Raw genomic sequence first — 19885 nt, 5'->3', positions numbered from 1 at the left:
TAAGAGCCATGACATTCCACACCCTCGACGAACTGATCGCTGAAGGTGTCCGCGGGCGGTACGTTCTGGTCCGAAGTGACCTGAACGTGCCGCTCGACGGCTCTACAGTGACTGATGACGGCCGGATCAAGGCCTCCCTCCCGGTCCTCACGAAGCTCACCGACGCCGGTGCGCGCGTGCTGGTCACGGCGCACCTGGGCCGCCCCAAGGGCGCCCCGGAGGAGAAGTACTCGCTCAAGCCCGCCGTCGCGCGCCTGGCCGAGCTCGCCTCCTTCCCGGTCACCCTCGCCGACGACACTGTGGGGGAGTCCGCCACGGCGGCTGCCGCCGCGCTGTCCGACGGTGCGGCGCTGGTGCTCGAGAACGTGCGCTTCGACGCGCGGGAGACCTCCAAGGACGACGCCGAACGCGGCGCCTTCGCGGACGAGCTGGTCGCCCTCACCGGCGGCAACGGCGCCTTCGTGGACGACGCCTTCGGTGCCGTGCACCGCAAGCACGCCAGCGTCTACGACGTCGCCACCCGCCTGCCGTCCTACCAGGGCGACCTGGTCCGGACCGAGGTCGAGGTGCTGCGGAAGCTCACCACGGACACCCAGCGGCCCTACGTGGTGGTCCTCGGCGGTTCCAAGGTTTCGGACAAGCTCGCCGTGATCGAGAACCTCATCGGCAAGGCCGACACCATCCTGGTGGGCGGCGGCATGTTGTTCACCTTCCTCGCGGCCGCGGGCCACAAGGTCGCCGGCAGCCTGCTCGAAGAGGACCAGATCCCCGTCGTCCAGGACTACCTGAAGCGCGCGGCCGACGCCGGCACCACCTTCGTCATCCCCACCGACGTCGTCGTGGCCGGCAAGTTCGCCGCCGACGCCGAGCACGAGACCGTGCAGGCGGACGCGATCGAGGAGAGCCGCTTCGGCACCTCCGGCATCGGCCTGGACATTGGACCCGACTCCGCTGCAGCCTTTGCCGCGAAGATCGCCGAGGCGAAGACCGTGTTCTGGAACGGCCCCATGGGCGTCTTCGAATTCCCGGCCTTCGCCGGCGGCACCCGTGCCGTCGCCGAAGCGCTGACCAAGACCGGTGCCTTCACCGTGGTGGGTGGCGGCGACTCCGCCGCCGCGGTCCGGACCCTCGGCTTCGCCGACGACCAGTTCGGGCACATCTCCACCGGCGGCGGCGCCAGCCTCGAGTACCTCGAAGGCAAGGACCTCCCCGGCCTGAGCGTGCTGGACCGCTAGACCCTTCCGGCCGGCCGGGCGCCCCAGGGGTGCCCGGCCGGCCCCTTTTCACCGCAACGACTTTTGGAGACCTCGTGACCACGTCAACCAACGGCAAGTTCGACCGGAAGCCCTTCATCGCGGGCAACTGGAAGATGAACATGGACCATGTCCAGGGCATCACCCTGCTGCAGAAGCTCGCCTGGACGCTCTCGGACGCCAAGCACGACTACAACCGCGTGGAGGTGGCCGTTTTCCCGCCGTTCACCGACCTCCGCGGCGTCCAGACCCTCGTCCAGGGCGACGACCTGCAGGTGGCCTACGGCGGCCAGGACCTGAGCCAGTTCGACTCCGGCGCCTACACCGGTGACATCTCCGGCCAGTTCCTCGCCAAGCTGGGCTGCATCTACGTCCTCGTCGGCCACAGCGAACGCCGCACCATCCACCAGGAGACCGACGAGGTCCTCAACGCCAAGACCAAGGCCGCCTTCAGCCACGGCCTCACCCCGGTGCTGTGCGTCGGCGAAGGCCTCGAGATCCGCCAGGCCGGCACCCACGTCGAGCACACCCTCGCCCAGCTCCGCGCCGGCGTCGAGGGCCTCACCGCCGAACAGGCCGCCGAACTTGTCGTGGCCTACGAGCCCGTCTGGGCCATCGGCACCGGCGAGGTCGCCGGACCGGAGGACGCGCAGGAAATGTGCGCCGCGATCCGCGCCGAGCTCGAAAAGCTCTTCGACGGTTCCGTGGCCGCGAAGACGCGCCTGCTCTACGGCGGTTCCGTGAAGGCCAACAACGCTGCCGCTATCCTGAAGGAACGCGACGTGGACGGGCTGCTGGTAGGCGGCGCCAGCCTGGACGCGGCCGAGTTTGCTAATATTGTCAGGTTCGAGAGCCACCTCACGGCGGAGTAGTCCGCCGCAGGCACCGGTTCCCGCAATCCCCTCTTTCGAAAGGCCGTCGTGGACGTTCTTCATGTCATCCTGCAGGTGCTGCTGGGTATCACCAGCCTCCTGCTGACCCTGCTCATCCTGCTGCACAAGGGTCGCGGCGGCGGTCTGTCCGACATGTTCGGCGGCGGCATGAGCTCCGGGCTCAGCTCCTCCGGCGTGGCGGAGCGGAACCTGAACCGGTTCACGATCGTCCTCGGCGTCACCTGGGGCGTGGTCATCATCGCCCTCGGCCTGCTGATGCGCTTCAGCACCGGCTCCGACTCCTAGCGCCGCCAGCGGACCCCCTCACCGGGGCCCGCGCAGACAATTTCATACGGGCCCTCCGGCCCTGACCGCATCGGGAACTTCCTGCTTACACTGTCGCTGGCAACCGCCAACGGACCATGACAGTAGCCAGGAGTTCCCGATGCTGCATTCTGCGACAGGTTTCAGGGGTATCCGCGTCGGCGCGGTCGCCGGCGCATCCGCCCGCCACGAGCCGTTCGACGGCGGCGCCAACCCGCCCCGGGTCAGCGTGTGCTTCCGCTGCGCAAAGGGCCACGAGACATCCGTCGTCTTCGCCCGGCTCCCCGAGGACCAGATCCCGGGAGTGTGGGACTGCCGCCGCTGCGGCTGCCCGGCCACGCGGGACGAGGCGCGCTTTGCCCTCGAGGACGAGCCGGGGGACAGCTACAAGACCCACCTCGAATACGTTAAAGAGCGGCGCTCCAGCCAGGACGCCGAAGACGTCCTGGCCGGAGCGCTGGAAAAACTACGCGCCCGACGCGCTCTTCCGGACCAGCTGCTCCGGGACGCGTGAGGCCGCCTCCTCGTCGATCAGCCAGAGCGTCTCCAGCCGTCCGCGCGGTCCCGCCGCCGGGACCTGGACGGGGTTGGCGCCGGCCAGGGCCAGGCCCACGGCTCCCGCCTTGTCGTCACCGGCCACCACCATCCACACCTCATCGGCGGTATTGATCGTCGGCATCGTCAGCGAGACGCGCAGCGGCGGCGGCTTGGGGGAGTTGCGGACCCCCACCACCGTCAGCTGCTTCTCCCGGATGCCCGCCTGCTCGGGGAACAGCGAGGCCACGTGGGCGTCCGGGCCGACGCCGAGAAGAACGATGTCCAGCCGCGGGAGGGTGCCCGGCTCTTCGGGACGATCATCGGACATGTCCGCCGCGTGTTCCGCGGCGGCGGCGTCGGCCAGCCGGCGCGCGTAGTCCGCGGCCGCCTCCTCCGGGGTGTCGAATTCGTCCGAGGACCCCGGGACGTGCACCCGGGCGGGGTCCACGTCGATGTGCGCGAGCAAGGCGTCCTGCGCCTGGCGGGCGTTCCGGTCGGCGTCGTCGCGGCCGACGAAGCGCTCGTCGCCCCACCAGAAGTTGACCTTCGACCAGTCCACCGCGCGGACCGCGGGGGATTCGGCCACGGCCTTGAGCGATCCGATGCCCATGGTGCCGCCGGTCAGGACCACCGTGGCCTGGCCGTGCTTGTCCTGGATGTCCACCAGCTTGGTGATCAGCCGGGCGGCGATCGCCGCCATCAGGACCTTGGAGTCGGGGTGGATGCTAACTCTGGGCTCAACGCTCACTGGGACGGACACTCCTTAGGTTGGTACGCGGCAGTCCAATGGTAATCACTTCGCCGAAGACCTCATCCGGGTCCAGGCGCCGAAGCTCCTCGGCCAGGCAGTCCTTGAGGCTGCGCCGCGGCAACGAGATCCGCTGCACGGGCTGGCCCGGCTGGCTCAGCTCGGCCACATCCAGGCCGGGCCGGAACAACTGCACGTCCCCGCTGGTCCGGCAGAGCCGAACCCGGCGAATACCGGTTCCGGCCGGGTCGGCGACGATCGTCACCGGTGCGTCAAGGGCCAGCGTCAGCCACGCCGCCAGCAGCAGCGTGCTGGGGGAGTCGGAGGCGCCCTCGACGGCCACAGCGGTCACCGGGGAGGCATCCACCTGGTCCAGTACGGCGGCCAGCTGGATCCGCCAGTTGGTCAGGCGGGTCCAGGCCAGGTCCGTGTCGCCGGCCTTGTAGGTGCTGCGGATGTTTTCCAGCGCCGCGTACGGATCCGGCTCGTTGGCCGAGTCCGTGATGCGGCGGTGCGCGATCCGCCCGATGGAGGTCTCACAGGCGTTGCGTGGGGCACCGTGCGGCCACCAGGCCACGATCGGCGCATCCGGCAGCAGGAGCGCGGCCACCAGGGACTCGCTCTCCTCGGCCAGTTCGCCGTAGCCGCGCAGCACGATCACCTCGGAGGCACCGGCGTCGCCGCCCACCCGGATCTGGGCGTCCAGCCGGGTCGGGGCGGAGGCGCCGGCGTCGGCAAGGACGATGATCCGGCAGGGGTGCTCCCGGCTGGCCTCATTGGCCGCCTGGATGGCTTCCTCCTCCAGGCCGGACTTGGTGACCACCACCAGGGTCAGCACACGGCCCAGGGCGATCACCCCGCCGCGCTCGCGCAGCGACATGATCTCCTTGGAGATCTTGGACGTGGTGGTATCGGGAAGATTGACGATCATGGCCTTCTCCAGGTCCGCCCGTCGCGGGCAAGCAGTTCATCGGCCGAGGCGGGGCCCCAGCTGCCGGGAGCGTACGGCTCCGGTTGTTCCTTCTTGGCGGCCCAGTGTTCCTCGAACGGGTCGAGGATCTTCCAGGACAGCTCCACCTCCTGGTGCCGCGGGAAGAGCGGCGGCTCACCCAGGAGCACGTCCAGGATCAGACGCTCGTAGGCCTCCGGGCTGGACTCGGTGAACGAGTGTCCGTAGCCGAAGTCCATGGTCACGTCGCGGACTTCCATCTGCGTGCCGGGAACCTTGGAACCGAAGCGGATGGTCGCACCCTCGTCCGGCTGGACGCGGATGACGACGGCGTTCTGCCCGAAGGTGTCCTCGCCGTGGTCGCGGAACAGCAGGTTGGGGGCGCGCTTGAAGACGACGGCGATTTCGGTCACCCGGCGGCCCAGGCGCTTGCCGGCGCGCAGGTAGAACGGGACCCCGGACCAGCGGCGGGTGTTGATGTCCACCCGGATGGCGGCGAAGGTCTCGGTGTTGGAGTCCTTGGGTATGCCCTCTTCCTCCAGGTAGCCGAGCACCTCCTCGCCTCCCTGCCAGCCGCCGGCGAACTGGCCGCGCGCCGAGTGGGCGGACAGGTCCTCGGGCAGCCGGACGGCGGCCAGGACCTTTTCCTTCTCCGCGCGCAGGTCGTCGGCGTTGAAGGAAATAGGTTCCTCCATGGCCGTCAGCGCCAGCAGCTGCAGCAGGTGGTTCTGGATGACGTCGCGGGCCGCGCCCACGCCGTCGTAGTAGCCCGCGCGGCCGCCGGTGCCTATGTCCTCGGCCATGGTGATCTGCACGTGGTCGACGTAGTTGGCGTTCCAGAGCGGCTCGAACAGCTGGTTGGCAAAGCGCAGCGCCAGGATGTTCTGGACCGTTTCCTTGCCGAGGTAGTGGTCGATGCGGAACACGGCGTCCGGCGGGAAGACGGACTCGACGATGTCGTTGAGCTGCCGGGCGGACTCCAGGTCGTGGCCGAACGGCTTCTCGATCACCACGCGGCGCCACTTGTCGCCCTCGGCCTGGGCCAGGCCGTGCTTGGACAGCTGCCGGCAGACCAGCTCGAACGCCTTCGGCGGGATCGAGAGGTAGAAGGCGTGGTTGCCCTGGGTGCCGCGCCGTTCATCGAGCTCGTTGATCGTCTCGCTCAGCCGTTCGAACGCCTCGTCGTCGTCGAATTCACCCTGGACAAAGCGGATGCCCTCGGACAGTTGCTCCCAGACGGTCTCGTCGAACGGGGTGCGGGCGTAGCTCTTGACGGACTCCTTCACCTCGGCGGCGAAGTCCTCGTCCTCCCACTGCCGCCGGGCGAAGCCCACCAGGGCGAAGCTGGGCGGAAGCAGTCCGCGGTTGGCCAGGTCGTACACGGCCGGCATGAGTTTCTTGCGGGCCAGGTCACCGGTGACGCCGAAGAGCACCAGGGATGAGGGGCCGGCGATGCGGTTGAGTCGGCGGTCCCGCGGGTCGCGGAGCGGATTGCGCCCCCGGCCCGCGGCCTTCTGACCGCCGTTGTGCGTGGATGGCATGGTTGGTCTGGTGCCTTAGCTTTCGGTGGACGAGGGGAGTGGCCGGTGCCTGCGGCGCCGGGCAGCGAGCGGACCAGCTGCTGGAGCTGGGCGACGCCGGCGGCCCGGTCGGTCAGGTGCAGCCGCAGGACGGGACGGCCGTGCTCGGAGAGCACCTGGGCGTCGCCCGCGGCCTGGGCGGAGATGAGTTCGCCGAAGCTGAACGGCCGGTCCGGGATGGCCAGGTCCGTCGCGGAGGCCGCGGTGACCTGCAGGAACACGCCGATCGCGGGGCCGCCCTTGTGGAACTGACCAGTGGAGTGCAGGAAGCGCGGGCCCCAGCCGAAGGTCACCGGCCGGCCTGTGGCCGCGGCGAGCTCGTCGCGGACGCCCTCCAGCGGCGCGTAGCTGAGCCGGTCGAAGTAGGCCTGGACGCTGAGGTAGCCGTCGGAGGCGAGCTGGCCGAGCAGCGCGGTGACGGCCTCGGCGGCCGTCCCGGCTCCGCCCAGCCAGTCCCCGCCGCGGACCTCGATGGCGCCGTCGGTGAAGTTGGCGGGCGTCGGTTCGGGCTGGGCGTCCAGCAGGCCGCGGGCGGCCACCTTGGCGGCCTCCACGTCGGGCTGGTCGAACGGGTTGATGCCCAGCAGCCGGCCGGCGACGGCGGTGGCGAATTCCCAGGTCATCATCTGGGCGGCGAGGCCGCCGGCGATGGCGGCCTGGTCGCCGGAGAGTTCGACGTCGGCGTCGGCCGTCACGAGGCGGACGACGAGCACGTCGGCGGCGCCGGAGGTGACCTCCGGGGCGTGGGGGCCGGCGACGACGGGCAGCACGCCCGTGCCCAGCTTGCCGGTGGATTCGGCGATCAGCTGCTCGGCCCAGTCGGCGAATCCCTTGATCCCGGAGCCGTCCTCGGCGATGACGATCTTGTTCCGCAGCGGGCTGGTGCCGCCCAGGGCGGCGCCGAGGGCCAGGCCGATGTTGTCCTCGCTGTCCTCGTTGAGGATCTCCGCGGTCTCCTCGGCCTCGTCCAGGAACGCCTGGATGTCGACGCCGGCCAGGCCGGAGGGGACCAGGCCGAACGCGGTCAGTGCCGAGTAGCGGCCGCCGACGTTGGGGTCGGCGTTGAACACCGCACGGTAGCCGGCCTCGCGGGCTGACTTGTCCAGCGGCGAGCCGGGATCCGTGACGATGATGATGCGGCTCTTGGCGTCCAGGCCGGCCTCGGTGAAGGCGTGCTCGAAGATCCGGCGCTGCGAGTCGGTCTCCAGCGTGGAGCCGGACTTGGAGGAGACCACGATCGCGGTCTCGGCCAGGCGGTCCGCGAGGGCGGCGGAGACCTGTTCGGGGTCGGTGCTGTCCAGGACCGTCAGCTCGACGCCTGCGGTGCCCGCGATGACCTCGGGGGCCAGCGAGGAGCCGCCCATGCCGCAGAGGACGATGCGCGTCACCCCCTCGGCGTGGAGCTCGTCACGAAGGGCCAGGATGTCCTGGACCAGCGGCTGGGATACCGTGGCGGCCTCCACCCAGCCGAGCCGGACCGACGCCTCGGACTCGGCGTCGGCGCCCCAGAGCGTGGGGTCCTTGGCGAAGATCCGGGTGGCGACCCGGTCCTCCAGCAGGGCGGGCAGGTGCTGTTCGTGGGCCGAGCGGGCTGCTCCCGCGGCGTCGTAGCTGAGAGTGGTCATGGGGACTAGGCGTCCTTCCGTGCAGCGGCGAGGGCGCCCTCGACGTCGGCCAGCAGTTCCTTCCAGCTTGCCACAAACTTCTCCAGGCCCTCGGACTCGAGTTGGGCGACGACCTCGTTGTAGGAGATCCCCAGTTCGTCGAGGGCGTTGAGGGTGGCGTTGGCGTCGTCGTAGCCGCGGGTGACGGTGTCGCCGGTAACGGCGGCGTGGTCGAAGGTCGCGTCCAGGGTTTTCTCCGGCATGGTGTTCACGACGCCGGGGGCGACGAGCTCGGTGACGTAGAGGGTGTCCGGGTAGGCGGGGTCCTTCACGCCGGTGGAGGCCCAGAGCGGACGCTGCGGGCGGGCTCCGGCGTCGGCGAGGAGTTCCCAGCGTTCGGTGGAGAACAGTTCCTGGTAGACCTGGTAGGCCAGGCGGGCGTTGGCCAGGCCGGCCTTGCCCTTGAGTGCCTTGGCCTCGTCCGTGCCCATCGCGTCGAGCCGCTTGTCGATCTCGGAGTCGACGCGGGAGACGAAGAAGGACGCCACGGAGTGGATCGTGGAGAGGTCGTGGCCGTTCTCCTTGGCCTGCTCGAGGCCGCTCTGGAAGGCGTTGATCACGGCGCGGTAGCGCTCGAGGGAGAAGATCAGCGTGACGTTGACGCTGATGCCGCTGGCGAGCGTTGCGGTGATGGCCTCGAGGCCCTCAAGCGTGGCGGGGATCTTGATCAGGACGTTGTCCTTGTTGACCCGCTCGTAGAGTTCCTTGGCCTCGGTGATGGTGCCCTGGGTGTCCCAGGCCAGGCGCGGGTCGACCTCGATCGAGACGCGGCCGTCGACGCCGTGGGTGGCCGCGGCGACGGGGGCGAAGAGATCGCAGGCGTCGGCGACGTCGGAGGTGGTGATCGAGAAGATCGTGTCCTCGACGTTCGCGCCGGCGGCGGCCTTTTCCTTGATGATCTCGTCGTAGTCGTGGCCGGAGGTGATGGCGGCCTGGAAGATGCTCGGGTTGGTGGTGACGCCAACGACGTTCTTCTCTTCGATGAGCTTGCGCAGGGTGCCGGTGGTGAGGCGGCCGCGGGAGAGGTCGTCAAGCCAGATGGAGACGCCGGCGTCAGACAGCATTTGCGTGGGGGTAGAGGTGGGGGTGGTGTTCATGGGTTACTCCTGAAAAATCTGGGGCCGCCGCCGGTGGGCGGCGGCCCAGGGGATGAAGAGTGTTAGGCCGTGAGGCCGGCCAGGGATTCCTTGGCGGCGGCGGTGACGGCTTCGGCGGTGATCCCGAACTCCTGGAAGAGGCGCTTGTAGTCGGCCGAGGCACCGAAGTGCTCCAGGCTGACGGACCGGCCGGCGTCGCCGACGTAGCTCCGCCAGGTCAGGGCCAGGCCGGCCTCGACGGAGACGCGGGCCTTGACCGCGGCGGGCAGCACGGATTCGCGGTAGGCGGCGTCCTGGCGTTCGAACCATTCGACGCAGGGCATGGAGACCACACGGGTGGGGATGCCCTCGGCCTGCAGCGCCTCGCGGGCCGCAACGGCCAGCTGGACCTCGGAGCCGGTGCCGATCAGGATGACCTGCGCCTCGGCGGTGGCGCCGTCCTTGGACGCTTCGGCCAGGACGTAGCCGCCCTTGGCGACCCCGGCGGTGGAGGCGAAGGTATCGCCCTCGGCCTCACCGGTGCCACGCTCCCAGGTGGGGATGTTCTGACGGGTCAGCACGATGCCGGCCGGGTTGGCGTGGTTGGTCAGCATCGCCTGCCAGGCCGCGGAGACCTCGTTGGCGTCGCCGGGGCGGACGACGTCCAGGCCCGGGATGGCGCGCAGGGAGGCAAGCTGCTCCACCGGCTGGTGGGTGGGGCCGTCCTCGCCAAGGCCGATCGAGTCGTGCGTCCAGACGTACAGGGACGGCACGCCCATCAGGGCGCCGAGCCGGATCGCGGGGCGCTGGTAGTCGGAGAAGATCAGGAACGTGCCCGAGAACGCCCGGGTGGGCCCGGCGAGGGTGATGCCGTTCACGATCGACGCGGCGGCGTGTTCGCGGATGCCGAAGTGCAGGACGCGGCCGTAGGGGTTGCCCTTCCACGCCTCGGTCTGCCGGGACGCGGGGATGAAGGAGGGGGAGCCCTCGATGGTGGTGTTGTTCGACTCGGCGAGGTCGGCGGAGCCGCCCCAGAGTTCGGGCATGACCGGGCCGATCGCGTTGAGCACCTTGCCGGACGCGGCACGGGTGGAAACGTCCTTGCCGGCCTCGAACACCGGCAGTGCGGCGTCAAAGTCTTCGGGCAGGGATTGGGACTCGACCCGCTGCAGCAGGGCGGCGGACTCCGGGTAGGCGGCCTGCCAGGCGTCAAAGCCTTCCTGCCAGGTCTTACGCTCCGCGGCGCCGCGGTCGGCCACGGCACGGGTGTGGGCCAGGACCTCCTCGTCGACCTGGAAGGACTTCTCCGGGTCAAAGCCCAGGACCTGCTTCAGGCCGGCGACCTCGTCGGCGCCGAGGGCGGAGCCGTGGATCTTGCCGGTGTTCTGCTTCTTCGGTGCGGGCCAGCCGATGATGGTGCGCAGCGAGATGATGGAGGGCTTGTTCGTCTCGGCCTTTGCAGCGAGGAGGGCGGCGTGGAGTTCGGCCACGTCCTCCTTGTACTCACCGGTGCGGGTCCAGTCGACGCGCTGGGTGTGCCAGCCGTAGGCCTCGTAGCGGGCCAGAACATTCTCGGTGAACGCCACGTCCGTGTCGTCTTCGATGGAGATGTGGTTCTCGTCGTAGATCACCACGAGGTTGCCCAGTTCCTGGTGTCCGGCCAGCGAGGACGCCTCCGAGGTCACGCCCTCCTGGAGGTCGCCGTCGGAGGCGATGACCCAGACGGTGTGGTCGAACGGGCTCTCGCCGGCGGGAGCCTCGGCGTCGAACAGGCCGCGCATGCGGCGCTGGGAGTAGGCGAACCCGACGGCGGAGGCCAGGCCCTGGCCCAGCGGGCCGGTGGTGATCTCCACGCCCTTGGTGTGCCTGTACTCCGGGTGGCCCGGGGTCAGCGAACCCCAGGTCCGGAGCGCCTCAAGGTCCTTCAGCTCCAGGCCGTAGCCGGAGAGGAAGAGCTGGATGTACAGCGTGAGGGAGGTGTGCCCGGGGGAGAGGATGAACCGGTCCCGGCCCAGCCAGTGCGGATCCGACGGGTCGTGCCGCATCAGCTTCTGGAAGAGCAGGTACGCGGCCGGGGCCAGGCTCATGGCCGTGCCCGGGTGGCCGTTGCCGACCTTCTCCACCGCGTCCGCGGCCAGGACCCGGATGGTGTCCACGGCCTTCTGGTCCAGGCTGGTCCATGACAGTTCTTGCTCTTCCAAATGTGGCACGTAAACCGGGCCCCTCTCTGTGCTGACGGCCGGAGGTACGGGGCATGGCCTCGAGAGGCGTCCGCCGGAGCACACGAGGTGCCCGCGTGGGTGTACCAGCCGTTCACCATCGAAACGTTGATCTATCACTCAGTCGCAAGCGCAGGGGCGTGGAGCGCCGCCGGGGCGGTATGCCCGCGCGAGCCGATCTGTCAGCCAGCTTAGTCCCATTCGGGCGGCCCTGAGGCGTATATGTCGGGATTTGGACGGGTTTCCCGCGTAGCTGAATTTGAGCTGCTTCCCGCCCGGCCGGGGCGGCGGTGGCGGCGGGCGGGTCGGGGACCGGCGCGCCGCCACGGTATGATGGTCGAAGGCTCCGGAAGGGGCGCTATTTGGCCTGCGCGCCGCGCGGTTCCCGGCGGGAACCGGGCCGCGCCCGGGCATCGTCGGCCGCCGTCCGGTCCGTGGCTCTTCCTTAGGTCCCGGCTCCCGGGTCTGGCCGACTGATCCAGCAGACAGAACAGCAGACAGAACAGAGTGACTGCCACCGTGAGCACAACAGAAACGCCGTTGAGCGTCCCCCAGGCCCGGATCGGCTTCCGCCGAAAGGCCAAGGCCTACCTGGCGCTCACGAAACCGCGGGTCATCGAGCTCCTGCTGGTCAGCACCCTCCCCACCATGATCTACGCCGAGCGCGGCTTCCCGTCGCTGGGCCTGATCCTGGCCACCCTGGTGGGCGGCGCCTTCGCCGCCGGCAGCGCCGGGTCCTTCAACTGCTATATCGACCGGGACATCGACAAGCTGATGCACCGGACCGAAAACCGCCCGCTGGTCACCGGCGAGGTGACCCCCGCGAGGCGCTAATCTTCTCGTGGCTGCTGGGCGCCGCGGCGATCGTGATCCTTTGGTTCGGCGCGAATCCGCTCTCGGCCTGGCTGGGCCTGGGCGCCATCGTCTTCTACGTGGTGATTTACACCATGATCCTCAAGCGCCGGACCGCGCAGAACATCGTCTGGGGCGGCGCCGCCGGCTGCTTCCCAGTGCTGATCGCCTGGGCCGCGGTGACGAACACCGTTCAGTGGCCCGCCGTCGTGCTGTTCATGGTGATCTTCCTCTGGACCCCGCCGCACTACTGGCCGCTGTCCATGCGCTACGGCGAGGACTACCGGAACGCCAACGTCCCCATGCTCGGCGCGATCGCCGGCGCCCGCGTGGTGTCCGTCCAGGTGGTGCTCTACGCCTGGGCCATGGTGGCCTGCTCGCTGCTGCTGATCCCGGTGGGCGGCGCTGGCTGGGTTTACACCATCACCGCCATCGCCGCGGGCGCCTGGTTCCTCTACGAGTCGCACGCCCTCTACGCCCGCGCACAGGGCGGCGACGTGTCCAACAAGGGCGCCATGAAGGTCTTCCACGGCTCCATCAGCTACCTGACCCTGCTCTTCATCGCCCTCGCCGTGGACCCGTTCGTGGGCTCCGCGCTCGTCGGTTAGGGCTCCCGGGTAGGGACTCCGCTGCCAGGACACCCAAGGCCGCGCTCGTCGGCTAGGACTCTTCGGAGGCCGCCGGTTCCGGTTCCTGCCGGGCCCTGCGGGAGCGCCGCAGGTGCCAGATAATGAGGCCGGCGATTCCCAGCGCCACGATGACCGCGGTGATGTCCTGCCCGGCTGCCTTGGCGACGGCGTCGTAGGAGTTGCCCGCGAAGAAGCCCAGCAGCACGAATCCCGCGCCCCAGACCAGGCCGCCGGCGGCGTTGAAGGCCAGGAACCGCGGGTAATGCATCCGTGAGGCTCCGGCCAGCGCCGGCATCACGGCGCGGAAGAACGCCACGAACCGGCCCAGGAAAACCGCCGAGCCGCCGCGCCGGCGCAGGAACGCCTGGGCCTTGGCCAGGCCGCGGCGGCGCCGCTTCATGATCCGTATGTCCAACAGCCGCGGGCCCACATGCTTGCCGATCTCGTAGCCCACGGTGTCCCCGGCGATCGCGGCGGCGACGACGACGGCGGCCATGCCCCAGAGCGGGACCTCGCCGCGGCTGGAGATGACGCCGCCGAGGACGGCCGCGGTCTCACCCGGGATCACGAAGCCCACGAAGATGGCGTCCTCGGCGAAGACGAGGCAGGCCACGATGGTGAAGGCCAGCGCCGGGCTGATGTTCAGGATTCCCTCGACGACCGCGCCCACATTCCCTGCCCTCCTCCGCCGTGATTCCGGCGGTTACAGGGTCAGGGTACCGGGTCAGGCCCGGGGGCTGCTGTGAGCCAGGTCCGCTGCGTTGGTGGAGGCCGCCATCAGCAGGGCGGCGCCGAGCATGTGCGCGGCCACCAGGAGCGCGGGGATGCCGTTGTAGTACTGCGTGAAGCCGATGACCGCCTGCAGGACCGTGACACCCAGGAGCAGGAACGCGGCGGTCCGGAACGGCCCGGTGATCCTGCCGCGGAGCACCAGGTAGACGCCGAAAAGGGCGCCGGCGGTGACCAGGTAGGCCGGGACGGCGTGGATGTGGGAGACGAGGTCCCAGTCGAGGTTGTTGCGCGGGGCGTCGGCGTCACCGGCGTGCGGCCCGGCACCGGTCACCACGACGCCGAGGCAGACGGCGACGGCGGAGAACAGGGCGGCGGCGGTCAGCACCGGCCGCGCGGCACCCGGCAGGGCCGGGAGGGTTCGGTTGCGGGCCCGGCCGGTCCGGCCGTAGGCGCGGTTGACGAGCAGGGTCGCGAGCACCACGAGGGCCATCGAGACCAGGAAGTGCAGGCCCACCACCCAGGGGTTCAGGCGGGTCAGGACGGTGATGCCGCCGATGATGGCCTGCGCGGGGATGCTGGCCAGCAGGCCCAGGGCCAGCAGGAACAGGTCGCGGCGGTCCTTGCGGAGGTTCCACAGGTAGACCAGCATGGCGACGGCCACTGCGGCGAGGGCGAAGGTCAGGAGCCTGTTGCCGAACTCGATGAAGCCGTGGATGCCCATCTCCGGGGTGTTGACCAGGGAGTCGCTGGTGCAGCGCGGCCAGGTGGGGCAGCCGAGGCCGGAGGCGGTGAGGCGGACGGCGCCGCCGGTGACCACCAGGACGGTCTGGCCGATTAGCGACAGCAGCGCCAGCCGGCGGATCGCCGGGTTGACGGTGGTGGGCAGCCGGGAGGACATCCGGGACAGGATCCGGGCGGGGCGGGATACCGTGCTCACATCATTCTCAATTCCACTTGAACCAACGGGCCGCCGCGGCGCCGGCGAGGGCCGTCCACAGCAGCAGGATAAGGACGGCAAAACCATTGACGGTGCCGGTCAGGAGTGCATCGCGCAGCGCCTGGCCCAGCGCGCCGGAGGGCAGGAAGTGCACCACCGCCTGGGCCAGGGCGGGGAGCCGTTCGGCGGGCAGGACGATGCCGCCGAGCGCGCCGAGGAGGATCCAGAGCAGGTTGGTGATGGCCAGCGTGGCCTCCGGCCGCACGGTGCCCGCCACCAGCAGGCCGAGCGAGGTGAAGGCGGCAGCACCCAGGACCAGCAGCAGCAGGGCGGGCAGCAGCCCGGCGGCTTCGGGACGCCAGCCCATCGGCAGGGCGACGGCGGTGACCACCAGCACCTGGACCACCAGCACGGCCAGCACGGCCAGGATCTTGCCGACGATCAGCCCGGTGCGTCCCAGGGGCGTGCTGGAGAGGAAGCGGAGGACCCCGTACCGGCGGTCGAAGCCGGTGGCGATGCCCTGCCCGGTGAACGCCGTCGACATGGCGCACAGGGCCAGGATGCCGGGCACGGCTATGTTGACCCGGCTGTGGCCGAGGCCGTCCAGCAGGGGAGTGACGGCCAGGCCGATCAGGGCCATCAGCGGCAGGATGACGGCCAGGATCAGCTGTTCGCCGTTGCGCAGCATGGTGACCGTCTCATAGCGGCCCTGCAGCAGGATGCGGCGGACCAGCGGCGCCGGTTCGCTGCCCAGCGGGGCGGGCGCCGTGGCGGCCTGCGGGGCGGGGGCGGAGCTCATCGGGTCTCCCTTCCGGAGATGTCGAGGAACACGTCCTCCAGGCTGCGGGCGGCCAGGCTCATCGAGGCCGGCATGATGCCGCGGGCTGCCCACCAGGCGGTGACGGCGGCCAGGTCGGCCGGGGTCAGGGCGCCGGAGACGCTGTAGCTGCCGGCCCGGGTCTCGCGGACGTCGACGGCGGCGGGCAGCACGCCGGTCAGGTCCAGGCCCGGCTCGGCTTCGAAGAGCAGGGTGCGGACGTTGCCGCCGGGGGCGTCGGGGGTCAGTTCGTGGCGCAGGAGCTGGGCGACGGTGCCCTCGGCGACGTTGCGGCCGTTGTCGATGATGTAGACGTAGTCGGCCAGCCGCTGCGCGTCATCCATCAGGTGGGTGGTGAGGATGATGGCCATGCCGCCGTCGCGGAGCTCGCCGATCAGGTCGAAGACCAGCTGGCGGGACTGGGGGTCCAGGCCCGCGCTGGGCTCGTCGAGGAACAGGACCTCGGGCCGGCCGGCGAGGGCGGCGGCGAGGGCCAGCCGCTGCTTCTGCCCGCCGGAGAGGCGCCGCACGCCGGTGCGGCTGAAGCTGTCGATGCCCAGCCGGGCGACGAGGTCCTCGACCGGCCAGGGGTCGCGGTACATCCCGGCGATGTGGTGGAGCAGGGGGATGGGACGGGCCGACGGCGGGAGGCCGCCGTCCTGCAGCATTACCCCCACCCGGGAGCGCAGCTCGGCGCCCGCGGTGTCCGGGTCCTGTCCCAGCAGGCTGATGGTGCCCCCGGTGCGCTTCTGCATTCCCTGGGCGCACTCGATGGTGGTGGTCTTGCCCGCGCCGTTGGCGCCCAGCAAGGCCGTCACCTGGCCGCGCTCGGCCACCAGGGACACGTCGCTGACCACGCGCAGCATCTTGCCGTCCAGGCTGGGGACGGGGCCAACATCCTTGATGAGACCCTGAATGGTCAGGGCGGGGGATTCGGGAGATCGCACCGGAACATTCTACGGGATGTAGTAGGTCGCGAAGCTGGGAGCGGGCCGGGGACCGGGTCGTGAGGTTCGCCGCCGCCGGGGAAGCCATGCCTTACTGGAACGCCGGACTAAATTACGACATGATTGTGTTGTGTATTCCATGAGTTCTGTGACTGCTTCCGCCGCGCCTCCCGCGCGTGGGGATCAGGCGCGCCCGGTCCCCGGGCCGCGGGAGACTCCAGTGCCGCCGGTCACCGCCGCGGACGCCGAGGAGCGCACCCGGGACCGCGTGCTGAGCGCGGTACTGGAGCATGGCCCGATCAGTGCGGCCGAGCTCGGCGAACTGCTGGGCTTCACCCCGGCCGCCGTCCGCCGGCACCTGGACCACCTGTCCCGCCGCGGTGTAATCGAGGTCAAGCGCGTCGCGCGCGCGGGCGCCGGGGCCGGCCGTCCCGCCCGCCGCTACGTGCTGAGCTCCCAGGGCCAGTCCAGCCTCGGCAACGACTACCTGGACATCGCCGCCTCCGCCCTGCGCCGCCTCGGCGCGGCCGCCGGGGACGACGCCGTCCGGGAGTTCGCCGTCGAACGCTTCGAGGCAATGGAGCGCCGCTACGCCCCGGCGATCGAGGCCGCGGGCAGCGACATCACCGCCCGCGCCCAGGCACTCTCCGACGCCCTTAGCCGGGACGGCTTCGTCGCCTCCGCCCAGACGATCGAGGCCAAGGCGCCCCTGCCTGCGGCGCTCTCCAGCGTGCAGCTCTGCCAGGGCCACTGCCCGATCCAGCAGCTCGCCGCCCAGTTCCCCGTGTTCTGCGACGTGGAGACCGAGGTGTTCTCCCGGCTGGTCGGCGTCGACGTCCGCCGGCTCTCCACCCTGGCCCGCGGCGGCCACGTCTGCACCACCCACATACCTACGGGCCGTCCGGCCAGCGTCGGGACCACCGGTCCCGACGCTCCGGGCAACCCGGACGAAGTATCCAACCATCTGCAAGAAAGGCCGTGATGACGGACCAACTATCAGAGAAGAAGGTTGCTGAATCCACTGTGATCTCGGAGATTCTGGAAAAGAACCCCGAGCTGCACGGAATTGGCACCTACGAGTACGGCTGGGCCGACAAGAACGACGTCGGCGCCAACGCCCGCCGTGGCATCGATGAGGAGGTCGTCCGCGATATCTCGGCCAAGAAGAACGAGCCCGAATGGATGCTCGACCTTCGCCTCAAGGGCCTGAAGTACTTCGACCGCAAGCCCATGCCCACCTGGGGTGCGGACCTCTCCGGCATCGACTTCGACAACATCAAGTACTTCGTGCGGTCCACCGAGAAGCAGGCCGCCAGCTGGGAAGACCTGCCCGAGGACATCCGGAACACCTACGAGAAGCTGGGCATCCCGGAAGCCGAGCGCAGCCGCCTGGTCTCCGGCGTCGCCGCCCAGTACGAGTCCGAGGTTGTCTACCACCAGATCCGCGAGGACCTCGAGGCCCAGGGCGTCATCTTCCTGGACACCGACACCGCCCTGCGCGAGCACCCGGAGATCTTCCAGGAGTACTTCGGCACCATCATCCCGGTGGGCGACAACAAGTTCGCCTCGCTGAACACGGCCGTCTGGTCCGGCGGTTCCTTCGTGTACGTGCCCAAGGGCGTCCACGTGGACATCCCGCTGCAGGCCTACTTCCGGATCAACACCGAGAACATGGGCCAGTTCGAGCGGACCCTGATCATCGCCGACGAGGACTCCTACGTCCACTACATCGAAGGCTGCACCGCGCCGATCTACACCTCGGACTCGTTGCACTCCGCCGTCGTCGAGATCGTCGTCAAGAAGGGCGCCCGCGTCCGCTACACGACCATCCAGAACTGGTCCAACAACGTGTACAACCTGGTCACCAAGCGCGCCATCTGCGAAGAGGGCGCCACCATGGAGTGGGTCGATGGCAACATCGGCTCCAAGGTCACCATGAAGTACCCGGCCGTTTACCTGGTCGGCGAGGGCGCCAAGGGCGAGACCCTCTCGATCGCGTTCGCCGGCGAGGGCCAGCACCAGGACACCGGCTCCAAGATGGTCCACATCGCGCCGAACACCAAGAGCTCGATCATCTCCAAGTCTGTGGCCCGCGGCGGCGCCGCGCCGCCTACCGCGGCCTGGTCCAGGTCCGCGAAGGCGCCAAGCACTCGGCCAACACCGTGCGCTGTGACGCCCTGCTGGTGGACACCATCAGCCGCTCGGACACCTATCCCTACATCGACATCCGCGAGGACGACGTCGTCATGGGGCACGAGGCGACCGTCTCCCGCGTCAGCGAAGAGCAGCTCTTCTACCTGATGTCCCGCGGCATGCGCGAGGACGAGGCCATGGCCATGATCGTGCGCGGCTTCATCGAGCCGATCGCCCGTGAGCTTCCCATGGAGTACGCGCTGGAGCTGAACCGCCTGATTGAACTGCAGATGGAAGGATCGGTCGGTTAATGACTGACATCACTACTGAAAAGGCCCGCATCGGCGCGCCCTCGACCCAGCCGCTGATCGACGGCTTCACCGAGGAGGGCGAAAACCTCTCCCCGCTGAACACCGCCGATTCCAAGGCGCCGCTGGGCGGGGACGCCGTCAAGGCCCACTCGCACGGCGGCGGCGTCGGCGTCCCGGACAGCTCGCGCGCCGGCCGTCTGACCTCCTACACGCTGGCGGACTTCAAGCCGCTGACCGGCATGGAGGAGGACTGGCGGTTCACCCCGCTCAAGCGGCTCCGCGGCCTGCACACCGAGGTCCTGAACGGCGCGGCCCCGGCCGTTGCCGTCACCGCACCGGACAGCGTCCGGGTCGAGACCCTGGACCGCGGCGACGCCCGCATCGGCTCCGCAGCGATCCCGGAGGACCGGGTCTCCGCCAACGCCTGGGAGAACTTCGCCGGCGCCACCGCCGTCACCATCCCGGCCGAGGTCCAGGCCGAGGGTGAGGTCACCCTCGTGCTCACCGGCCAGGGCGACGCCCCGGCCGCGCAGCACATCGTCATCACCGCGGAGAAGTTCTCCAAGGCCGTCGTCGTCCTGGACCACCAGGGCAGCGCCGTCGTCTCCGAGAACGTCGAAATCCTGGTCGAGGACGGCGCCGAACTGACCGTGATCTCGCTGCAGGAATGGTCGGACGACTCCGTCCACGCCTCCTCCCAGCAGGCCAAGCTCGGCCGCGACGCCAAGTTCAAGCACATCGTCGTCAGCCTCGGCGGCGACCTGGTCCGCGTCACGCCGTCGGCCCGCTTCACCGCCCCCGGCGCCGAAGCCGAAATGTACGGCCTGTACTTCGCCGACGCCGGCCAGCACCTGGAGCAGCGCCTCTTCGTCGACCACGCCGTCGCGAACTGCAAATCCAACGTGCTCTACAAGGGCGCGCTGCAGGGCAAGAACGCGCACACCGTGTGGGTGGGTGACGTCCTGATCCGCAAGGAAGCCGAAGGCACCGACACGTACGAGGCCAACCGCAACCTGGTCCTCACCGACGGCGCCCGCGCCGACTCCGTGCCGAACCTGGAAATCGAGACCGGCCTGATCGCCGGCGCCGGCCACGCCAGCGCCACCGGCCGTTTTGACGACGAGCACCTGTTCTACCTGATGGCCCGCGGCATCCCGGAGAAGGTGGCCCGCCGCCTGGTGGTCCGCGGCTTCCTGAACGAGATCATCCAGCAGATCAAGGTCCCCGCCATCGAGGAACGCCTCACGGCCGCCGTCGAGCGCGAGCTCGCCGCGACGGACAACTAGGGCGCGGCAGCGGCGGACA

General features: G+C 69.7%; 15 protein-coding genes and 3 pseudogenes. 8 read left to right on the top strand and 10 right to left on the bottom strand.

Annotated features, from left to right (window positions below; translation table 11 throughout):
• The first annotated feature begins 8 nt into the window (after positions 1-8).
• From ACRQ5B_RS14650 to ACRQ5B_RS14635, 4 genes are all read left to right on the top strand, one after another.
• The gene (locus ACRQ5B_RS14650; protein WP_432395088.1) at positions 9-1235 is read left to right on the top strand and encodes a phosphoglycerate kinase; all 1227 of its coding nucleotides are present in this window, start codon (positions 9-11) and stop codon (positions 1233-1235) included.
• A 74-nt stretch (positions 1236-1309) separates the two neighbouring features.
• Positions 1310-2125: a triose-phosphate isomerase gene (tpiA, locus tag ACRQ5B_RS14645; protein ID WP_432395085.1), complete on the top strand. Its 816-nt coding sequence runs from the start codon at positions 1310-1312 to the stop codon at positions 2123-2125.
• Between the two features lie 48 nt (positions 2126-2173).
• Positions 2174-2431 (top strand): preprotein translocase subunit SecG, encoded by a 258-nt coding sequence (gene secG / locus ACRQ5B_RS14640; RefSeq protein WP_432395082.1) that lies wholly within the window; start codon positions 2174-2176, stop codon positions 2429-2431.
• A 139-nt stretch (positions 2432-2570) separates the two neighbouring features.
• Positions 2571-2963, top strand: a complete 393-nt coding sequence (locus ACRQ5B_RS14635; RefSeq protein WP_432395079.1) for an RNA polymerase-binding protein RbpA — start codon at positions 2571-2573, stop codon at positions 2961-2963.
• On the opposite strand, the gene pgl is transcribed toward ACRQ5B_RS14635, so the two are convergent.
• The 6 genes and pseudogenes from pgl to tkt all read right to left on the bottom strand — a co-directional run bounded on the left by pgl (position 2916) and on the right by tkt (position 11204).
• A complete protein-coding gene (gene pgl / locus ACRQ5B_RS14630) occupies positions 2916-3734 on the bottom strand; it encodes a 6-phosphogluconolactonase (protein WP_432395076.1) in 819 nt (272 codons plus the stop codon). The two genes, ACRQ5B_RS14635 and pgl, sit on opposite strands and share 48 nt — an antisense overlap.
• On the bottom strand, positions 3724-4665 hold the full coding sequence (locus tag ACRQ5B_RS14625) for a glucose-6-phosphate dehydrogenase assembly protein OpcA (protein ID WP_432395074.1): 942 nt from the start codon (positions 4663-4665) through the stop codon (positions 3724-3726). The genes pgl and ACRQ5B_RS14625 overlap by 11 nt, the downstream gene beginning before the upstream one ends.
• Positions 4662-6224, bottom strand: a complete 1563-nt coding sequence (gene zwf / locus ACRQ5B_RS14620; RefSeq protein WP_290257915.1) for a glucose-6-phosphate dehydrogenase — start codon at positions 6222-6224, stop codon at positions 4662-4664. Before zwf ends, ACRQ5B_RS14625 begins: the two co-directional genes overlap by 4 nt.
• A 44-nt stretch (positions 6225-6268) precedes the next feature.
• A pseudogene (locus ACRQ5B_RS14615) lies at positions 6269-7888 on the bottom strand (glucose-6-phosphate isomerase); the annotation flags it as partial.
• Positions 7889-7893: 5 nt separating this feature from the next.
• Complete coding sequence (gene tal, locus ACRQ5B_RS14610; RefSeq protein WP_432395070.1) at positions 7894-9024, bottom strand: transaldolase; 1131 nt, start codon at positions 9022-9024, stop codon at positions 7894-7896.
• Positions 9025-9086: 62 nt separating this feature from the next.
• Positions 9087-11204, bottom strand: a complete 2118-nt coding sequence (gene tkt, locus ACRQ5B_RS14605) for a transketolase (protein ID WP_432395067.1) — start codon at positions 11202-11204, stop codon at positions 9087-9089.
• A 525-nt stretch (positions 11205-11729) separates the two neighbouring features.
• On the opposite strand from tkt, the pseudogene ACRQ5B_RS14600 reads away from it, so the two are divergent.
• Positions 11730-12682: pseudogene (locus ACRQ5B_RS14600) on the top strand (heme o synthase).
• A gap of 52 nt (positions 12683-12734) precedes the next feature.
• On the opposite strand, the gene ACRQ5B_RS14595 reads toward ACRQ5B_RS14600, so the two are convergent.
• Genes ACRQ5B_RS14595 through ACRQ5B_RS14580 form a run of 4 tightly spaced genes read right to left on the bottom strand, consistent with a single transcriptional unit; the run spans position 12735 to position 16136 of the window.
• The gene (locus ACRQ5B_RS14595) at positions 12735-13373 is read right to left on the bottom strand and encodes a DedA family protein (RefSeq protein ID WP_432395064.1); all 639 of its coding nucleotides are present in this window, start codon (positions 13371-13373) and stop codon (positions 12735-12737) included.
• A gap of 54 nt (positions 13374-13427) precedes the next feature.
• A complete protein-coding gene (locus ACRQ5B_RS14590) occupies positions 13428-14372 on the bottom strand; it encodes a COX15/CtaA family protein (RefSeq protein WP_412882912.1) in 945 nt (314 codons plus the stop codon).
• A 7-nt stretch (positions 14373-14379) separates the two neighbouring features.
• Positions 14380-15171 carry an ABC transporter permease gene (locus tag ACRQ5B_RS14585; protein WP_412882913.1) on the bottom strand — a complete coding sequence of 264 codons (792 nt, stop codon included), beginning with the start codon at positions 15169-15171 and terminating at the stop codon, positions 14380-14382.
• A complete protein-coding gene (locus ACRQ5B_RS14580; protein WP_432395060.1) occupies positions 15168-16136 on the bottom strand; it encodes an ABC transporter ATP-binding protein in 969 nt (322 codons plus the stop codon). The genes ACRQ5B_RS14585 and ACRQ5B_RS14580 overlap by 4 nt, the downstream gene beginning before the upstream one ends.
• A gap of 139 nt (positions 16137-16275) precedes the next feature.
• Between ACRQ5B_RS14580 and ACRQ5B_RS14575 the strand changes: the two genes are divergently transcribed.
• The 3 genes and pseudogenes from ACRQ5B_RS14575 (at position 16276) to sufD (ending at position 19866) form a co-directional block, all read left to right on the top strand.
• Positions 16276-17118 carry a helix-turn-helix transcriptional regulator gene (locus ACRQ5B_RS14575; RefSeq protein ID WP_432395058.1) on the top strand — a complete coding sequence of 281 codons (843 nt, stop codon included), beginning with the start codon at positions 16276-16278 and terminating at the stop codon, positions 17116-17118.
• Positions 17118-18580: pseudogene (gene sufB, locus ACRQ5B_RS14570) on the top strand (Fe-S cluster assembly protein SufB). Before ACRQ5B_RS14575 ends, sufB begins: the two are co-directional and overlap by 1 nt.
• The gene (gene sufD / locus ACRQ5B_RS14565) at positions 18580-19866 is read left to right on the top strand and encodes a Fe-S cluster assembly protein SufD (RefSeq protein WP_412893297.1); all 1287 of its coding nucleotides are present in this window, start codon (positions 18580-18582) and stop codon (positions 19864-19866) included. The pseudogene sufB and the gene sufD overlap by 1 nt, the downstream one beginning before the upstream one ends.
• The last annotated feature ends 19 nt before the right edge of the window (positions 19867-19885 follow it).

Origin of the sequence: Pseudarthrobacter sp. L19 (assembly GCF_050859435.1) — a bacterium.
Lineage (GTDB): Bacteria > Actinomycetota > Actinomycetes > Actinomycetales > Micrococcaceae > Arthrobacter.
Note: the sequence above shows the minus strand (reverse complement) of the source record. Positions and strands in the feature narration are given on the sequence as shown.